Source organism: Ruegeria sp. HKCCD7628 (assembly GCF_057221005.1).
Map to the genome: position 1 here is coordinate 388,991 of NZ_JBWVBA010000001.1, position 17,434 is coordinate 406,424.

Here is a 17,434-nt window from a genome sequence, read left to right on the forward strand (position 1 = left end):
GGTTGGCTTTGTTAAGGCCCCGCCTACCAAGCACTCACAACAAGGGATCGGGCCGCTGCGGCCCGGCCGGAATTTATGTCGAACGCCACCGTCAAAAGCGCGGCCACGCAAAAAAGCGCGCTTAAAAAGAACTCTGTATCCCTCCTTGGGGTCTTTGGCCCGAAATCGGATTTGCGCGCGCTCATGCGATTGTCGTCGGGACGAGTGAAAGAGGTCAAGCCCGGCAGCCGCGTATCCTCGGGCACTGTGGTGGCAATTGATCCGGATGGCGTGATGCTGCGACAAAGCGGCCAGACCCGGCGCATCGCCATTCCCGGCAGCTAAACCGTCTTGACGCCCTGCCTGCGGGGGTTCAAACCGCTGTCATGACCGATCAGACCAAAATTGCCCTAATCACTGGGGCGTCACGGGGCTTGGGCGCTGCTCTGGCCGAGGCGCTGGCCCCCGAGTACCACATTGTCGCTGTCGCCCGTACCACCGGTGGGCTGGAAGAGCTGGATGACCGTATTCAGGCCAAAGGTGGCGCGGCCACGCTGGCCCCCATGGACATCGCCGACCCGAACGCCATGGCGACGCTGTGCCGGGGTATTCATGATCGTTGGGGCAAGGTGGATCTGTGGCTGCACACGGCTGTTCACAGCTCGGCTCTGACGCCTGCGCATTTTATCGACCCGAAGGAATGGGCAAAGGCCGTCAATGTGAATGCCACGGCGACTTCGGTTTTGATTCCCTATATCGCTCCGTTGCTGGGCGAGAGCGGTCATGCCGTGTTCTTTGACGACCCCAAAGCGGGCGACAAGTTCTATGGCATCTATGGCGCGACCAAGGGCGCTCAGATGGCGTTGGCCCGCAGTTGGGCGGCTGAGACCGAGCGCACAGGGCCACGTGTGTCGATTGTGGAACCTGCGCCCATGCCTACGGCCGTGCGCGCGCGGTTTCATCCCGGCGAGGACCGTGATGCTTTGACGAGCCCTGCGGATGAGGCGGCCCGAATTTTGGCGTCCCTATAAGAGAATGGCCCTTGCGGGCCATGCCTCCGGCGGAGGTATTTTTGGCCAGATGAAGCGGGCGGATCAGCCTATATGCGCGCCGGTGCGTCCGGCCAGATCGACGAAGAATTGCCACGCTACGCGGCCAGAACGTGCGCCGCGTGTGGCCTGCCATTCGATGGCTTCGGCGCGCAGGGTGTCGGGGGCGACGTTGACGCCATAGGCGGCGCAGTAGCGGTTGATCATGGCGAGGTATTCGTCCTGATCGCAGGGGTGGAAGCCCAGCCAAAGGCCGAAGCGGTCGGAGAGTGAGACTTTTTCCTCGACCGCCTCGGACGGGTTGATGGCGCTGGAGCGTTCGTTTTCGATCATGTCCCGCGGCATCAGGTGTCGGCGGTTCGAGGTGGCGTAGAACACCACATTTTCCGGGCGGCCTTCGATACCGCCGTCCAGCACCGCCTTGAGCGATTTGTAGTGTTGGTCATCATGGCTGAACGAAAGATCATCGCAGAACAGGATGAACCGATGCGGTGCGGCCCGCAGATGGTTTAGCAGACGCGCGACCGAGCCCATGTCCTCGCGCTGAAGTTCGACCAGTTTCAGATCGGGGTATTCATTTTGCAGGCTCCCGTGGACCGCTTTGACAAGGCTGGACTTGCCCATACCCCGCGCACCCCAGAGCAACGCATTGTTTGCCTTGTACCCAGCCGCAAAGCGCCGTGTGTTGTCCAGAAGCGTGTCGCGCGAGCGGTTGATGCCCACCAGCAGGTCCAAATCGACTCGGTTAACCTTGGTCACTGGTTCGAGCCGGTCAGGGTCCACATGCCAGACAAAAGCCGGGGCCGCGCCGAAATCAGGGGCTGCCAAGGGGGCTGGAGCCATGCGCTCCAAGGCATCAGCAATGCGGTTCAGGGCTTGGTCATCCATCAGGGCCTCCGGCTGTTTTGGGGTTCAAACCATGATCAGATGCAAGCGGCAAGACCCGCGCATAAAAAAGGCGCGCCACGAATGGGCGCGCCTGATCCGGGTTAAGCCGGTTTACTTGCTTTCTTCGTCGACGATTTCGGCATCCGCCTCTTCTTCGTCGTCATAGTAGCCGTCAGCGCGCAGCTGTTCTTCGCGCTTTTTCTCGACACGGGCCACGAGGAAGATCGAGATTTCGTACAGTCCGTATACCACCACGAACAGGATCACCTGAGTAATCACATCGGGCGGTGTTACCAGCGCGGCAAGCACCAGAATAGCGACCACCGCGTATTTGCGGACTGAACCCAGACCTTCGGCCGTTACCAGCCCCGCCTTGCCCATCAGCGTCAGCAGAACCGGCAGTTGGAAGCACAGACCAAACGCTACGATGAACTTGATCGTCAGGTTCAGATATTCCTGTGCTGAGCCCTGAAAGACCACGCTCAGCGGTGCGGCGGTTACGCCATCCGTCACGGCCTCCCCTTCAGCGCCGAACTGCTGGAAGCCAAGGAAGAAGTCATAGGCCAGCGGAGTAACCACGTAAAAGGCAAAGCTGGCCCCCAATAAGAACATGAAGGGCGAGGCCAGCATGAACGGCAGGAACGCGTTCTTTTCAGACTTATACAATCCCGGAGCCACGAACCGCCACATCTGCATCCCGATATAGGGAAAGGCCAGAATGAACCCACCCAGCAGCGAGACCTTGATGGCTACAAAGAACCCTTCCTGCGGCGAGATGAAGATCAGCCCACAATCCTGCCCGCGCTCGGCCAGAACGTCACACAACGGTTGCGTCAGAAAGTTGAACAGCGGGGTGGCCACTGTAAAGCAGATGATCATCCCGATCAGAAACGCCACGACGCAGTGGATAAGCCGCGTACGCAGTTCTGCCAGATGCTCGATCAATGGGGCCGAGCTGTCCTCGATCTCGTCGGTCTTGGTCATGATTTGCTTTCGGTTTTCAACGCAGCCTCGGCTTCTTCGGCTTTGGCCAGGGCGTCTGCGGCCTCTTTCGCCTTACGCTCGGCGGCGGCGCGCGCGGTCGAGGCTTGAATCTTCTTGGCCTGCTCGGCGCGCTCGGCTGCCAGTTTGCCGGTCTCGCTGTCGGGGTCGAACTTGGTCGGGTCCATGCTCTTGGCCAAATCCTGCGCGGCCTCTTTCACGCCGTCCATGGCGCTGCCGACAGGGTTGGTGGCAGCGTTCAGACCCTTCTTGATCTCATTGACGCCCGCCTGGTCAGCAGCCTCGTTCATGGCGCTGGAAAACTCGCGCGCCATGCCACGGGCCTTGCCAACAAACCGCCCCACATTGCGGAACAGCACCGGCAGGTCCTTTGGCCCCACAACGATCAGGGCAACAACGCCAATGACCAGAAGCTCGGTCCAGCCCAGATCAAACATCTGCGCTTAGGCCTTGTCTTTATCGGTCTCGGGGGTGACGTCCTTGGCCATCTCGGACGCGTCCTGTTCCAGCTCATCCGCGCCCTCTTTGACGCCCTTCTTGAACGAGGTGATGCCTTTGCCCACTTCGCCCATCAGCGAGCTGATTTTGCCGCGGCCAAACAGAACCAGAACCACAACGGCGATCAGCAGTAGGCCGGGAAGGCCGATATTGTTAAGCATGTCTTGTCTCCTTCTACATCGACGCCACGCGCCGGGAATGTTGTTTGGCCATGTGTCTACGCCTGACGAGCGGTGGACAACAGTGCGCCAGATCAAATCCGCGTTCGAATTCGATCCGTTCACGCGTTTTTTGGGCGCTGGATTTTCTCAACTGACAGGTTTATGTCAGTTGCACGTGACTAGGAAGAGATCATCGAAACCTGGTCAACGGAGATTGAAATGACCCATGTTGCCGAAATCGTCACCTTTTCGCTCGCAGACAGCACCACGCCCGAGGCGTTCGTGAAGCTCAGCCAATCCACCGAAGCCTTCGTGCGCGCGGCCCCCGGCTTTGCGCATCGACAGCTGAGCCAAGGCGAGGATGGCCGCTGGACCGACTACGTTGTCTGGACCGACATGAAAGCGGCACAGAATGCCGCCGCGCAGTTCCCACAACAAGACTTCGCCGCTGCCTTGATGACGGCGATCAAACCCGACAGCATCCAGATGCGTCACGAGAAAGTGCTTTGGAACATGATTGCTTAAACACGGTTCGGACGGCGTGACATGCGCCGCACGGATCGTCTGTTCGACATCATCCAGATCCTGCGCGATGGCAAACTGCACCGCGCGCAGGACATCGCGGACCGGCTCGAGGTGTCGGTCCGCACGATCTATCGCGACATGGACACGCTGGTCGCCTCAGGCGTCCCGGTCGAGGGCGAGCGCGGCGTCGGCTACATGGTGCGCGAACAGATCACCCTGCCCCCGGTAAACCTGACCCCAGCCGAGCTTGAGGCGCTGAACCTCGGCATGGCCATCGTGGCCCAAGCCGCCGACCCCGAGCTAAAAGCCGCCGCTGAGACGCTGGCCGACAAGATCGACGCCGTGCTGCCGACGCAAGTCGTCGCCGAAGCAGATACCTGGAAATTCGCCGTCTACCCCTTTGCCGATGCTGCGCGTGGGTTGGCGCATATGGCCCCGATCCGCGCCGCCATCAAATCACGCCAGAAACTGCACCTCAACTACCGCCGCATCGACGGCGTGCTGACCGAGCGCACGATCCGCCCGCTTCATATGGAATACTGGGGCCGCGTCTGGACACTCACCGCATGGTGTGAGCTGCGAGACAGCTTCCGCGTCTTCCGTATTGACCTGATCGAAGCCATCCGCCCCCTGCCCGAACTGTTCACAGATGAGCCCGGAAAACGCCTCAGCGACTTCGATCCGCAAACCTGATCCGTCCTTCATCTGGCAGAGAATATCCCTGCCAGAAGCATGGCCCGGACCGGGCCATTTTCTACTTCAAAAACGGCTCTGGATCGACCGCTTCGAACCCTTTGCGAACCTCGAAATGGACATAGGCATTGTCACCATCCCTTAGGGCTGCAATTCTCTCGCCTCGCCGCACCCGATCGCCCTTTTTGACTGTTATGCCTTCGACATTTGCATACACGGTGAGAAGGTCATTGTTGTGCTTGACCACGATGATCGGCACCTGATCGGCATCCGCGGTGATTGCAGCCACGGTTCCGGCCTCGGCGGCCTTAACGGCGGCGCCCGGTGCAGCAGCGATATCGATGCCTTCGTTTTGACCTTTCTTATAGGTACGAATGATTGTCCCGGTCACCGGCAAACCCAGCGCCGAGTTGCTCTGATTGGTCGGTGCCTCAGCCGTTACATCCGGCGCAGGAACCGGCGCAGCGACCTGTTCGTCTGGCAAAGGCTGAGTCGCACTTGGCGGCGTTGGAGTGGGTGATCCTTGCCCCGGCTGCGTGACATTGGTTGCTGGCACAGCGGCCTGTTGCGGCGCGGACTGCGTCTTGATCGGGATCAACAGGAACTGACCTTCCCGAACCGTAAAGTCCGAATCCAGACCATTCCAATCCGCCAGCGCGTCCACTGGCACGTCATAAAGGCGCGAGATCGTGAACGCAGTCTCGCCGCGTTTCACCTTGTGCCTGATGGGTTCGGGTCCTGACGGCGCAGCAGGAGGTGCTGGTGTCGCGGTAGGCTGCGCAGGCGCCAAGGTCGACGTGCGGACCGAGCCATCCGCTGGTGCCTCATCGATGGCGGTCCCTGCGATTGTCGCAATATCGACCGAGCTTGCCGAACTGACCGTTCGCGGCAGAGCGATTACTTCACCGTCCCGCAACGTATCAGTGGGTTTGAGGCCGTTGAACGTGGCCAGCTCTGCTTCGGGCAAACCCACCCGCGCTGCGATGTCACTGACCTTGTCACCCCGGCGCGCAACGGCAACTTGATAAGTCGGATAGGTAATCACGCCGCGCGCATCCGGCGGCGGGCGGTTCGTGGTGGCCGTCTGGGCCGCATCCGTGGTGGAAAACCCTCCGATCTGACCGCGAAGATCATAGTCAAGCGGGCCTTCGCACCCGGCTAATACGGCCAGCGCAACCATTCCGGTCGCGCAGCGCATCATCGCTGATTTGGAAACTGCTCTCATCTTTTTTCTGTCCTCATCACCTGCCCCTGTTGATCGGGGTTCCGGTGGGTTTTCAAAAAGCCTCTACGCCTCGTCTTTGCCCAATCCCTCAAGCAGGGGAACAAACCGAACGGGCAATAATTCATCATAGTCCAGGCCGGTTTCCGTTCGCCGAACCCGGATCAATGTTTGAACCGTATCCGACTGCCCGACCGGCAAAACCATGATACCGCCGATTTTGAGCTGCGCCAAGAGCGGCCCTGGCGGGTCCTCGGCCGCCGCAGTCACAATGATACGATCAAACGGAGCCTGTTCAGGCAAACCGAATGATCCATCGGTCAGCATCGCTGTCACATTGGTCAGGCCCAACTCGCGGAACAGGTCGCCGGTTTCGCGCACCAGCCGCTTATGTCGCTCGACCGTGTAGACCCGGCGTGCCAGTTTAGACAGGACAGCCGCCTGATATCCGGACCCGGTCCCAATTTCGAGCACCGTATCCCGAGGTCGCACATCCAACGCCTGAGTCATAAGACCCACGACCGAAGGCTGACTGATCGTCTGGCCACAAGCAATCGGCAGCGGCGTGTCCTCATACGCTCGGTCCGCGAACAAACCCTTGACGAACTTGCCGCGATCAATCTGCTCCATCGCTGCCAATACGCGCGCATCCGTCACCCCGCGAGAGCGCAGGGCAAAAAGGAACTGCATCTTTGTTTCTGCACTCAACCCGGTCATTCGATTGTCTTTAGTGCCTCAAGCGTGTCATGCGCTGTCAAATCCGCCCGCATCGGTGTGACCGAAATATAACCCGCCAGATTGACTGCCGCATCCGTCCCCGGCGCGGTCGGGTTGTGCTGATACCCGCCCTTGATCCACAAGAACCGCCGCCCCGATGGCGAGCTGTGCGGCTCGACAGAGAAATGTGTGTCACGGCGATATCCTTGGGCCGCCACGCGAGTGCCCAGAACCTCGTCGGCGGGAACGGGCGGGAAATTTACGTTGTAGAACAGACGATAATCGCCCTGCTCGGCTGGCGTCGCATCCAAGATTTTGCGCACCAGATCGGCCCCAAACCGCGTTGCGGCCTCGAATGGGTCATCCAGCCCCAAATTGCGCGGGCCAAAGTATTGCGACAAGGCAATCGCAGGGACACCCTGCAAAGCGGCCTCCATCGCGCCACCGATCGTCCCGGAATACAGCGTGTTTTCGGCCGAGTTATTGCCCCGGTTTACCCCTGACAACACCAGATCTGGCGGCGCATCCTTCATCACGTCATGCAAACCAGCCAGCACGCAATCAGCGGGCGAGCCCTCGGCGGCGTATCGGCGTTCACCCAGTTTAGCGACCATCATCGGGTGCGTGTAACTGATGCAATGTCCGACGCCGGATTGCTCGAACGCGGGCGCAACGACCCAAATCTCTCCGTCCGGCCCGGCAAGCTCGGCGGCAATCGCCTCAAGCGTGATCAGGCCCGGTGCATTGATGCCATCATCATTGGTCAGAAGAATACGCATATGCCCCATCCATCCCTGCGTTTTTCCCTTGATAGACCCGGCCCCGCGCCTCGGCAAGCGACGCGCACACGCAAACTGCGGCTTTCACGCATCAGCTGGGTCTAAATTGCCACGTCAGGAATTATTCGGGGAAAACAAAGCACCGGTCGCGGCGAATGGTCAGCCACATGACACGTCCCGGCTGCGGAACAAAGACGTTCGGCACAGTGGCTTTCAGGATTGAACCGTCATAGTCCATGCGAAATTCGACCAGGCTTTCATTGCCCAGAAAGCGCGCCCGCTGGACAACGCCACGCGCGGCCACGCCATCGGTCGGCGTGGGCAGCGGCCCTTTGCCGTTACGGTCGAAATCCAGTTTGACATGCTGCGGGCGGAAGACGATCTCAACATCCGTGCCGTCAGGTACGCCCGGAGCCAAAAAGCGCCCAAATGGCGTCTCTGCCAAAGCGCCATTAACTTGCGCCTTCAACACATTGACATCACTGAAGAATGCCACCGCCGCTTTGTCCGCAGGCCGGGTATAGACATTATAGGGCGCGCCCTGCTGCACGATCTTGCCACGCCGCATAAGGGCGATCTCATCGGCCATGCGCATCGCCTCTTCGGGCTCATGCGTGACCAGAACCACGGCGGCGTCTTCTTCTTTGAGGATCGCCAGCGTCTCATCCCGGATACCGTCGCGCAAACGGTTATCCAACCCCGAGAACGGTTCGTCCATCAACATGATCCGGGGACGCGGCGCCAAAGCCCGCGCCAGTGCGACCCGCTGTTGTTCGCCGCCCGACAGATGATGCGGATAGCTGTCGACGAAGCGCATCAGATCAACCTTCGTCAGCAACTCCTCGACCCGCGCGCGTTTTTCGTCCTTGTGGCCCTTCAGACCAAAAGCCACGTTGTCGGCCACGCTTAGATGGGGAAACAGGGCAAAGTCCTGAAACATTAGCCCAATCTCGCGCCGCTCGGGCGGGACACGAAACACCGTGTCGCAGATCAGCTTGCCATCCACATAAATCTGGCCGGACTCCTGCATCTCGACCCCGGCGATCATACGCAGCGTGGTCGACTTGCCGCAGCCAGACGGCCCTAGCAGACACGTCACCTGCCCCGCCTGAACACTTAGCGAGACGTCATCCACCACCACACGCCCTTCGTACCGGGCGACCAGATTGCGGATTTCCAGACGTGGAGGAGTTGAATTCACTGTCACCGAAGGACCCCGTAGCCTTTCCCGATCATTTCCATCGGGCTTAGGCGGGGATAGCAACCCCGCCCGTCAGGCGCAAGCGATCAGCAGCAACCGCCCGAGGCGGCCTCACCAGTGTTTGTACCAGTAGCTTCGAACGGACTTTCGCCACCGCAGCCTTCGAAAATGCCGTAATGGGTTGAGAAATCGCCAACAAACTCGAAATGGCGCGCAAATCGCGTGTCTTTCAGCATCATCCAGGTGTTGCCACACACCGGAAAGACCTTGCCCGCCTCGATCGCGTGATGGTCGTCCAGCTCGAACAGATGCGGCGCGTGGGGGATCGTGCCTTTGTAAATCACCGCTTGGCCGTAATCCTCGCAAGCTGGTTCCAGCTCGGGAAGTTTGAACAGACGATACGTGGCCGACAGGAATCTCAAGGGCGCAACCCGCTCTTCCAGCACCGGGTTTTCGATGGTCAGCGGGCGATGTGTCACTCGGCGCGGATCGGCAAACCCGGCCTTGCGCGAGATCGACAGGAAATCATTCCAATAGAGCGCGCCCGACAGGCACTCCCCATACAAAATCTCATCCTCGGCCATGGCGGCGGGGATGCGGCGGTCAGCATAGACGTCCGAGAAATACATCTCGCCGCCATCTTTCAGCAGACGGTGCGCGCCGCGCAGAACGGCCTCTTTATCGGTGGCCAGATTGATCACGCAGTTCGAAACGATGATGTCGAAGGAACCGGGCTCAAGGTCCAGCTCGTCCAGCTTTTCGATATAGCCGTGGTGGAATTCCACATTTGACGCACCATGGCCGAACGCCTGCGCGTGGTATTCTTGATGAGCGCGGGCCACATCCAACTGTTCGGGCGTCATGTCCACGCCGACCACGCGGCCATTTTCGCCGACCATCGCCGACAGCGCATAGACGTCGCGCCCGGCACCACAGCCCAGATCAAGGATGCTCATCCCTTCCAGATCCAGCGGTGCAATTAGACCGCAGCCATAGTAACGCGTCAGCACATCATCATGAATTTTTGAGAGAATTTTCTTTACATGATCCGGCATGTCATCGGGCGTGCAGCAGGCATTGGTCTGCAAATCCGCGCTACTTTGAAGGACGTCACCGTAATAGTTCTGCACCGATTCATGCTTCATCGAAGGTATCCCTTGTGTCTGGTAGGGGATCAGCTAATGCAGCAAGGGCCGTGGCGCAATCCGCACATGTGCGATTTTACAAAAGCGTTACCCGAGCAGATCGAAATCCACGGCAGCGCGCACCTGCCCGTTCACCTGAACCTCCAGCCGGTGTGGGCCGGGCACCAGTTTGAACGTGGTCGCATTGCCCTTGAGCTTGTGGGTCTTGCTTAGCGTCAGCGCACCATCCCGCAGCGCGGTCTGTTTCAACTTGTGCACCTTGGCTGAGGTTTTACCGCCAGGGCGTTGAAAGTGAATGATATAATCCACTAGAACGGGCTGGTCTCCGGCACCACAGAGCGCCACATCGAAATTCAGCACACCCCCGATCCGGGCATCTCCTTGCACCTGAATGTCAGCCAAGATTGCGGCGTCAGGATCATAGCCCAGCATCTTCATCGCGCCGGGATGTCCCGATTTCACCAATCCACGCAGGGTGTGGCTGGTCATCCAGCGCAACTCATCTGCGTCCTGCCCGCCCTCGCGCCATTGCTGCAGACGGTCCAGCACCAGATCGGGGTCTTTCTTGGTGATGTCGTTTAGATGGTTCGCGACCGAGCGCGTCACGTATCGCGTCGGATCACTGTGTAACCGATCTAGCAAAGGCAGCGGGTCGGTCAGTTCCAACCCCACCGCCTGCCCCCATGGCAAACGTGGGCGGGTGCCTTCGCTGACCAGACGGCGCACGTGGTAGCTGTCATGGGCACACCATGCCTGCATCCGTTCCAACACCGTTTCCTGATGAGCGTTCAGGAACGCGCGAATGGCCCATTCCATCGAAAACCTCTGCGTCAGCTCCTCAAGTACATCTAAGGCCAGATCGGGATGATCGAGGCCAGCGGCCACTACCCAATCGCCCAAGGGTGCAAAGATGAAATCACCGAAATCATCATCTTTCTTTGACGGGTCCAGTGGCGGCGGCAGCGCGCGCAGCAGCGTGGGCGCAATGTCCGGCAGCGCGCCAGGGAAAGCCTGTTGCAGGCAGTCGGCTATCCACGCCATGCGCTCTTTCAATTCCAGATCCAGCAGGCGGGACATGACCTGAACCTCGAACGCCTCTGCCTCGAAAGCGGGGTCGGCTGCCGAAAAAAGCCCCGCCAGATAGCGGGTCTTTTCTGCATTAAACAGCTGGTCTTTCAGTGAAAAGTTTTGCGCCATCGCCTACATCGTCAAGTTAGTTCCGCCGCCGTCCAAGAGGAAGTTCTGGCCCACGATAAAGCCCGCATGTTGCGAACACAGAAAGGCGCAGGCGGCCCCGAATTCCTGCCGTGTGCCATAGCGGCGCGCCGGGATTGTGGCGGCACGTTCGGCACGGGCGTCTTCCATCGAGATGTTTTTCTGCAGCGAAACTGCACTATCTAAGGACTCCGCGCGGTCGGTGGCGTGGATACCCGGCAGCAGATTGTTGATTGTCACCCCTTGCGGGGCTACCTGCCGCGCGGTTCCCGCGACGTAGCCGGTCAACCCAGTCCGCGCCGCGTTCGACAGCCCCAGCACAGCGATCGGTGCGCGCACCGATTGCGAGGTGATATTCACCACACGACCCCAACCCTTGTCCATCATTCCCGGCAGCAGCGCCTTCATGAAAGCAATCGGCGTCAGCATGTTGGCGTCGATGGCCTTGATGAAATCTTCACGTTCCCAATCCGACCACATGCCCGGAGGCGGACCACCGGCGTTTGTCACAAGGATATCAACACCCTGCGCGGCTTCGATCACCTGCGCCTGCCCCTCGGTCGAGGTCACATCGCAGGCCACCGTCTGCACATCAATGCCGTACTCGGACCGCAAAAGCGCGGCCTCCGCCTCAAGCGCCTCGGCTCCGCGGGCGTTCATGACCAGATTGACACCGGCCTCGGCCAAAGCTTCGGCACAGCCCAGACCCAAACCCTTGCTGCTGGCACAGACCAGCGCGCGTTTTCCTTTGATACCCAGATCCATGTGATCCTCCCCATCTGTTGTTGCCCACATGTCTAGCACTGGCCAGATGGGGAAAACCAGTCGTTAGAGATCAGTAAAAGAACTCTTCCCGCACTATCTTGCCATTTGCGACGTGATAGACACCAACTTCTTTCATATCAAAGGCTTCGCCAGTTTCCTTCACCTTGCCCTGCACTTCAAAGATCACGGCAAAGCGGTCCTCACCATGTGGCATCGGATCACTCACCGATGCGCCCGAGACCTCATGCGCGCCTTCCCACCATTCATGCTTGCCGCGGATTGCATCCCGGCCATGGGTTTCGCGACCCATATCCATGAAATCCTGCGCCTCGACCGAGACGGCATCCTCGGCATAAAGCTTTTCAAGATTTTCCTTGGCGCGGTCCTCGCGGCAGCCTGCGACCAGTTCGGCGGCAATTTCGTTCAAATTCATTGATACTCTCCATTATTTGTTCTCTATATGTTCTTATTGCCATAGGTGCTCGATTCGAACCACCCCCTTTGTCTTGCCTCGGCGGGTTTCCCCGCCTATACGCGCGGTCATGCTTGATACCTCGAACCAACCCACCCTGCCGCCCGAAATCGCCCGTCGCCGGACCTTTGCGATCATCTCGCACCCCGATGCGGGTAAGACGACGCTGACGGAAAAGTTCCTGTTGTACGGGGGCGCCATCCAGATGGCTGGTCAGGTACGCGCCAAGGGCGAAGCGCGGCGCACGCGCTCGGACTTCATGCAGATGGAGAAGGATCGCGGTATCTCGGTTTCCGCCTCGGCCATGTCGTTTGATTATGGCACCTTCCGGTTCAATCTGGTGGACACGCCCGGTCACAGCGATTTCTCTGAAGACACCTATCGCACGCTGACGGCTGTGGACGCCGCCGTGATGGTGATCGACGGTGCAAAAGGTGTGGAAAGCCAGACGCAGAAGCTGTTCGAGGTTTGCCGCCTGCGCGATCTGCCGATCCTGACCTTCTGTAACAAGATGGACCGCGAAAGCCGCGATACGTTCGAGATCATCGACGAAATTCAGGAAATGCTGGCAATCGACGTCACGCCCGCCGCGTGGCCGATTGGCGTGGGCCGCGATTTCATCGGCTGCTATGACATGCTGCGCGACCGGCTGGAGCTGATGGACCGCGCCGACCGCAACAAAGTGGCCGAGAGTATTCAGATCGACGGTCTGGATGACCCGAAACTGGCTGAACACGTGCCAGAACACCTGCTGGAAAAACTGCTAGAAGAGGTCGAGATGGCGCGCGAGCTGCTGCCCGCGCTGGACCCGCAAGCCGTTTTGGAGGGGCATATGACCCCGATCTGGTTCGGCTCGGCGATCAATTCGTTCGGAGTTAAAGAACTGATGGAAGGCATTGGTGCCTATGGCCCGCAGCCGCAGGTTCAGTCGGCTGAACCGCGCCAGATCGCACCGGATGAAAAGAAAGTGGCCGGTTTTGTGTTCAAGGTGCAGGCCAATATGGACCCCAAGCACCGCGACCGCGTGGCCTTTGTGCGGATGGCCTCGGGCCATTTCAAGCGCGGCATGAAGCTGACCCATGTGCGGTCCAAGAAGCCCATGGCAATCTCAAACCCAGTGCTGTTTCTGGCATCCGACCGTGAACTGGCCGAGGAAGCCTGGGCCGGTGACATCATCGGCATCCCTAACCACGGCCAGCTGCGCATCGGCGACACGCTGACCGAGGGCGAAGCAATCCGCGTCACCGGCATCCCGTCCTTCGCGCCAGAACTGCTGCAAACCGTCCGTCCTGGCGACCCGATGAAGGCCAAACATCTCGAGAAAGCCCTCATGCAATTCGCCGAAGAAGGCGCGGCCAAGGTGTTCAAACCCTCGATCGGGTCGGGCTTTATCGTCGGCGTCGTCGGCGCACTGCAATTCGAAGTGCTCGCCAGCCGGATCGAGATGGAATACGGCCTGCCTGTACGGTTTGAGGCGTCTCAGTTCACCTCGGCCCGCTGGGTCAGCGGTGAAAAGCTGGCGGTGGACAAGTTCGTCAACGCCAACAAACAGCACATCGCACATGATCATGACGGCGACATCGTCTACTTGACACGTCTGCAATGGGATATCGACCGGGTGGTGCGGGACTATCCTGACCTGACTCTAACGGCCACCAAGGAAATGATGACGTGACCGGCCAAAGGGCCGCGCATGGGCGCTAAACCGACCTGGGGTATCGTCTCGACGGTCCGGGGGACGGCCCCGGACATTCTGCGCTTTGTAGCCTATCACCTCGACATTGGGGTTGATCGGATGCATGTCTATCTGGACGAGCCCTGCCCCAAGGCGTTCAATGCCTTGAATCGGCATCCAAAGGTTGAGGTTCGCAATTGCGACGACGGGTTCTGGGCCAATCGTCAGCGGGTGCGCCCCGACAAGCATCAGGTGCGCCAGACAGCCAATGCCTCTTTCACTTATCGAAAGGCTAGCGAAGACTGGTTGCTGCATATCGATCTGGACGAGTTTCTGTGGCCCGACCGCCCGGTGGCCGATCTGCTGGCCGGGGTAGCACCGGACACCCCCTTTGTCCGTGTCCGCCCGGAAGAGGCGGTGGCCGAAGCCAAGGACCTGTACAAAGTGTATATTCGCTCGGGGCCCGATCGCGCCGCGACGGTGCAAGCGCTTTATCCCAACTATGGCTCTTTCGTGAAGGGCGGGTTTCTCAGTCACCTGCAAGGCAAGGTTTTTGCCCGCACCGGTTTGCCGAGCATCAACTTTCGCATTCACGGGCTGTTCCAGCATGGAGAACGCCTGATCTGCAAAGCGGAACTTGCCGAGGCTGCGCTCTGCCACCGGCACGCCCCGGATTGGGATCACTGGCTGGCGCATTACCGGTTCCGACTTGAGCGTGGGTCATACAAACCCGGAATGACGCCAAATGTCCCGCGGGATGAGGGTGGGATGAACATGAACGAACTGCTCAGCTGGATCGAAAGCGAGGACGGTATCGACGGCTTGCGCGCGTTTTTCGATGAGATCAGCGGCGCGCAGCCCGACGTGCTGGCACGGCTTGAACAACACGGGTTGATCCGGCATCGGCCACTGGATCTGGACCGGAAGCTTGCGAAACACTTCCCTGGAAGCATCTGAATTGTTGCATTAAATCTGCACAGTATCGGAGCACAGGGGTCTGAAACCCTCTTCATTTGACCCTGCCCAACGTTTTTGTTATGTCCCGCCTCAGCCGAAATGCGCGGGATGCGCATGGCCATCCGGGCCCGGCACACATTCATACGCGCGGGCCAGGTCTAGTGTCCGCAAAAACCGGACATACATGACAAAGTTTAACGAACTGAACCTGAACCCGAAGGTCCTCAAAGCCATTGAGGAAGCCGGATACGAGACCCCCACCCCGATTCAGGCCGGAGCGATTCCACCTGCGCTTGAGGGCAAGGATGTGCTGGGCATCGCCCAGACCGGCACCGGCAAAACTGCTAGCTTCACGCTGCCGATGATCACCCTGCTGGCCCGTGGCCGCGCACGCGCGCGGATGCCGCGCTCGCTGGTGCTGTGCCCGACGCGGGAACTGGCCGCGCAGGTGGCTGAGAACTTCGACACCTACACCAAGCACCTGAAACTGACCAAAGCACTGTTGATCGGCGGCGTCAGCTTCAAGGAACAAGAGGCGCTGATTGATCGAGGAGTCGACGTGCTGATCGCCACGCCGGGTCGTCTGCTGGATCATTTCGAGCGTGGTAAGCTGCTGCTGACCGGTGTTCAGATCATGGTGGTGGACGAGGCCGACCGGATGCTGGATATGGGGTTCATCCCCGATATCGAGCGCATCTTCTCACTGACACCTTTCACCCGTCAGACGCTGTTCTTCTCGGCCACCATGGCGTCCGAGATTGAGCGCATCACCGACACGTTCCTGTCCGCCCCTGCCCGGATCGAGGTTGCCCGTCAGGCCACCGCTTCCGAGACGATCGAACAAGGCGTGGTCATGTTCAAAGGTGGCCGCCGCGACCGCGAGGCCAGCGCCAAGCGCAAGGTTCTGCGCGCGCTGATCGACTCCGAGGGTGAAGGCTGCACCAACGCGATCATTTTCTGCAACCGCAAGACGGATGTGGATATCTGCGCGAAATCGCTGAAGAAATACGGCTATAACGCCGCCGCCATTCACGGCGATCTGGATCAGTCGCAGCGCATGAAAACCCTGGACGGATTCCGCGACGGGTCACTGCGCCTGCTGGTGGCCTCGGACGTGGCGGCGCGAGGGCTGGATATCCCTTCTGTTAGCCATGTGTTCAACTTTGACGTCCCCGGCCATGCCGAGGATTACGTGCACCGCATCGGTCGTACAGGTCGCGCGGGGCGCGAGGGCAAGGCGATCACAATCTGCTCGGGCCGCGATGAAAAGGCGCTGGACGCAATTGAGAAGCTGATCCAGAAGGACATTCCCCGGCTGGACAATCCGGTCAAGGAAGAGCCCAAGGACGAAAAGCCCAAACGCGAGAAGAAGGCCAAGCCGACCGACGAGGCAAAGGCCGACAAAAAGCCCGAGCGCAAGAAGGACTCGGACCGCAAAAAGGACAAAGAACCGCGTGGCCGGGGCCGCCGCAATGATTCAGGTCCGGCGGTTGTTGGCATGGGTGATCACCTGCCCAGCTTCATCGCGCTGAGCTTTGACGAACGCCGCGCAGGCGTAACGGCGCTGGCCGAGGCGGACGCCTCTTAAATCGTCAACACAAGTGCCAGGATTGAAGCCCCCAGCAATGCCATACCGGCGATCTCGCGCCGAGTGATGGTTTCGCGGAAGAACAGGATCGAGGCAAACAGGCTGAGGATCAGTTCGACTTGCCCCAGCGCCTTCACATAAGCCGCATTCTGCAATGTGAAGGCGAAGAACCAGCAAAACGACCCGCTCAGGCTGGTGAGGCCCACGAAGATGCCGGTGCGCCGCGTCTCCCACACCGCGCGCAGTTCTGCGCGGTCGCGCCAAAGCAGCCACAGCCCCATGCTGACGAATTGGAATGTCACAACAACGGCCAGTGTCACCAAAGCGCGGAACCATGCGTCGATCTCGCCAAGCTGTAGTGATGCGCCCCGGTAGCTGACCGAGGAAATGGCGAACAGAATCCCCGACCCCAGCCCCAGCCGTGACGCGCGATTGGTCAGGTGTTTCCACCACGCGCCGTCGCCTCCGGGGTTTTTCGACAGCAGCAGAACTGCAGTCAGGCCCATCAGAATGGCGACTAGCGCTCCGGCTGAAATCTGATCACCTAGAACGAGGAAACCGACGATAGCGGTCTGGATCACCTCGGTTTTCTTGAAGGTGATTCCGACCGCGAAGTTGCGCTGCTTGAACAAGGCGACCACACAGATGGTTGCCAAGATCTGCGTTGTGCCGCCAATGGTCGCGAACAGCCAGAACATCGGTGGCATCGAAGGCAAAGACAGCTCGCTGAGCCGCAGCGCGACCCAAAGCGCCAGAACGGCCAACGGCATCGAATAGGCAAATCTGGCAAAGGTCGCACCTGCGGCGGACAATTTCACGCTGCTCAGTGATTTTTGCAGCATAAACCGCACGGTCTGAAACGAAGCGGCGGCGATGGTGACGGGTATCCAGAGGCTCATACCG

At 59.8% G+C, this 17,434-nt stretch carries 20 protein-coding genes; 7 read left to right on the plus strand and 13 right to left on the minus strand.

The window, feature by feature from the left end:
* The first annotated feature begins 75 nt into the window (after positions 1–75).
* Together AC2TAD_RS01900 and AC2TAD_RS01905 are read left to right on the plus strand one after the other, a co-directional pair.
* On the plus strand, positions 76–324 hold the full coding sequence (locus AC2TAD_RS01900; RefSeq protein ID WP_170752815.1) for a hypothetical protein: 249 nt from the start codon (positions 76–78) through the stop codon (positions 322–324).
* 41 nt (positions 325–365) lie between these two features.
* Positions 366–1,010 carry an SDR family NAD(P)-dependent oxidoreductase gene (locus AC2TAD_RS01905; RefSeq protein ID WP_170354364.1) on the plus strand — a complete coding sequence of 215 codons (645 nt, stop codon included), beginning with the start codon at positions 366–368 and terminating at the stop codon, positions 1,008–1,010.
* 63 nt (positions 1,011–1,073) lie between these two features.
* Here the strand turns inward: AC2TAD_RS01905 and AC2TAD_RS01910 are convergent, their stop codons facing one another.
* The 4 genes from AC2TAD_RS01910 to AC2TAD_RS01925 form a co-directional block, all read right to left on the minus strand.
* Positions 1,074–1,916 carry an ATP-binding protein gene (locus AC2TAD_RS01910; protein WP_480865676.1) on the minus strand — a complete coding sequence of 281 codons (843 nt, stop codon included), beginning with the start codon at positions 1,914–1,916 and terminating at the stop codon, positions 1,074–1,076.
* 111 nt (positions 1,917–2,027) lie between these two features.
* The gene (gene tatC, locus AC2TAD_RS01915) at positions 2,028–2,900 is read right to left on the minus strand and encodes a twin-arginine translocase subunit TatC (protein WP_170752810.1); all 873 of its coding nucleotides are present in this window, start codon (positions 2,898–2,900) and stop codon (positions 2,028–2,030) included.
* Positions 2,897–3,355, minus strand: a complete 459-nt coding sequence (gene tatB / locus AC2TAD_RS01920; protein WP_480865677.1) for a Sec-independent protein translocase protein TatB — start codon at positions 3,353–3,355, stop codon at positions 2,897–2,899. Before tatB ends, tatC begins: the two co-directional genes overlap by 4 nt.
* A 6-nt stretch (positions 3,356–3,361) precedes the next feature.
* Positions 3,362–3,577 (minus strand): twin-arginine translocase TatA/TatE family subunit, encoded by a 216-nt coding sequence (locus tag AC2TAD_RS01925; protein WP_170354368.1) that lies wholly within the window; start codon positions 3,575–3,577, stop codon positions 3,362–3,364.
* A 219-nt stretch (positions 3,578–3,796) separates the two neighbouring features.
* Between AC2TAD_RS01925 and AC2TAD_RS01930 the strand changes: the two genes are divergently transcribed.
* Complete coding sequence (locus AC2TAD_RS01930) at positions 3,797–4,102, plus strand: hypothetical protein (protein WP_170774376.1); 306 nt, start codon at positions 3,797–3,799, stop codon at positions 4,100–4,102.
* A gap of 21 nt (positions 4,103–4,123) precedes the next feature.
* Positions 4,124–4,795, plus strand: coding sequence for a helix-turn-helix transcriptional regulator (locus AC2TAD_RS01935; protein WP_353390124.1), 672 nt, complete (start codon positions 4,124–4,126; stop codon positions 4,793–4,795).
* Positions 4,796–4,856: 61 nt separating this feature from the next.
* On the opposite strand, the gene AC2TAD_RS01940 is transcribed toward AC2TAD_RS01935, so the two are convergent.
* From AC2TAD_RS01940 to AC2TAD_RS01975, 8 genes are all read right to left on the minus strand, one after another.
* Positions 4,857–6,020, minus strand: a complete 1,164-nt coding sequence (locus AC2TAD_RS01940) for a peptidoglycan DD-metalloendopeptidase family protein (RefSeq protein WP_480865678.1) — start codon at positions 6,018–6,020, stop codon at positions 4,857–4,859.
* A 63-nt stretch (positions 6,021–6,083) separates the two neighbouring features.
* Entirely contained in the window at positions 6,084–6,734 is a 651-nt protein-coding gene (locus tag AC2TAD_RS01945; protein ID WP_170752802.1) for a protein-L-isoaspartate(D-aspartate) O-methyltransferase, read from the minus strand.
* Positions 6,731–7,513, minus strand: a complete 783-nt coding sequence (gene surE / locus AC2TAD_RS01950; RefSeq protein ID WP_480865679.1) for a 5'/3'-nucleotidase SurE — start codon at positions 7,511–7,513, stop codon at positions 6,731–6,733. The genes AC2TAD_RS01945 and surE overlap by 4 nt, the downstream gene beginning before the upstream one ends.
* A 121-nt stretch (positions 7,514–7,634) precedes the next feature.
* Positions 7,635–8,720 (minus strand): ABC transporter ATP-binding protein, encoded by a 1,086-nt coding sequence (locus tag AC2TAD_RS01955; protein ID WP_480865680.1) that lies wholly within the window; start codon positions 8,718–8,720, stop codon positions 7,635–7,637.
* Positions 8,721–8,800: 80 nt separating this feature from the next.
* Complete coding sequence (locus AC2TAD_RS01960) at positions 8,801–9,859, minus strand: methyltransferase domain-containing protein (protein WP_480865681.1); 1,059 nt, start codon at positions 9,857–9,859, stop codon at positions 8,801–8,803.
* Positions 9,860–9,946: 87 nt separating this feature from the next.
* The gene (locus tag AC2TAD_RS01965) at positions 9,947–11,056 is read right to left on the minus strand and encodes a hypothetical protein (protein WP_480865682.1); all 1,110 of its coding nucleotides are present in this window, start codon (positions 11,054–11,056) and stop codon (positions 9,947–9,949) included.
* 3 nt (positions 11,057–11,059) lie between these two features.
* Positions 11,060–11,839 carry an SDR family oxidoreductase gene (locus AC2TAD_RS01970; protein WP_480865683.1) on the minus strand — a complete coding sequence of 260 codons (780 nt, stop codon included), beginning with the start codon at positions 11,837–11,839 and terminating at the stop codon, positions 11,060–11,062.
* Positions 11,840–11,909: 70 nt separating this feature from the next.
* Entirely contained in the window at positions 11,910–12,272 is a 363-nt protein-coding gene (locus tag AC2TAD_RS01975; RefSeq protein WP_480865684.1) for a SnoaL-like domain-containing protein, read from the minus strand.
* A 109-nt stretch (positions 12,273–12,381) separates the two neighbouring features.
* Between AC2TAD_RS01975 and AC2TAD_RS01980 the strand changes: the two genes are divergently transcribed.
* The 3 genes from AC2TAD_RS01980 (at position 12,382) to AC2TAD_RS01990 (ending at position 16,531) form a co-directional block, all read left to right on the plus strand.
* Positions 12,382–13,986 (plus strand): peptide chain release factor 3, encoded by a 1,605-nt coding sequence (locus AC2TAD_RS01980; RefSeq protein WP_480865685.1) that lies wholly within the window; start codon positions 12,382–12,384, stop codon positions 13,984–13,986.
* A gap of 18 nt (positions 13,987–14,004) precedes the next feature.
* Positions 14,005–14,943, plus strand: coding sequence for a glycosyltransferase family 2 protein (locus AC2TAD_RS01985; protein ID WP_480865686.1), 939 nt, complete (start codon positions 14,005–14,007; stop codon positions 14,941–14,943).
* 184 nt (positions 14,944–15,127) lie between these two features.
* The gene (locus AC2TAD_RS01990) at positions 15,128–16,531 is read left to right on the plus strand and encodes a DEAD/DEAH box helicase (protein WP_480865687.1); all 1,404 of its coding nucleotides are present in this window, start codon (positions 15,128–15,130) and stop codon (positions 16,529–16,531) included.
* On the opposite strand, the gene AC2TAD_RS01995 is transcribed toward AC2TAD_RS01990, so the two are convergent.
* Positions 16,528–17,430 carry an EamA family transporter gene (locus AC2TAD_RS01995; protein WP_480865688.1) on the minus strand — a complete coding sequence of 301 codons (903 nt, stop codon included), beginning with the start codon at positions 17,428–17,430 and terminating at the stop codon, positions 16,528–16,530. The genes AC2TAD_RS01990 and AC2TAD_RS01995 overlap by 4 nt on opposite strands.
* Positions 17,431–17,434: the final 4 nt, after the last annotated feature.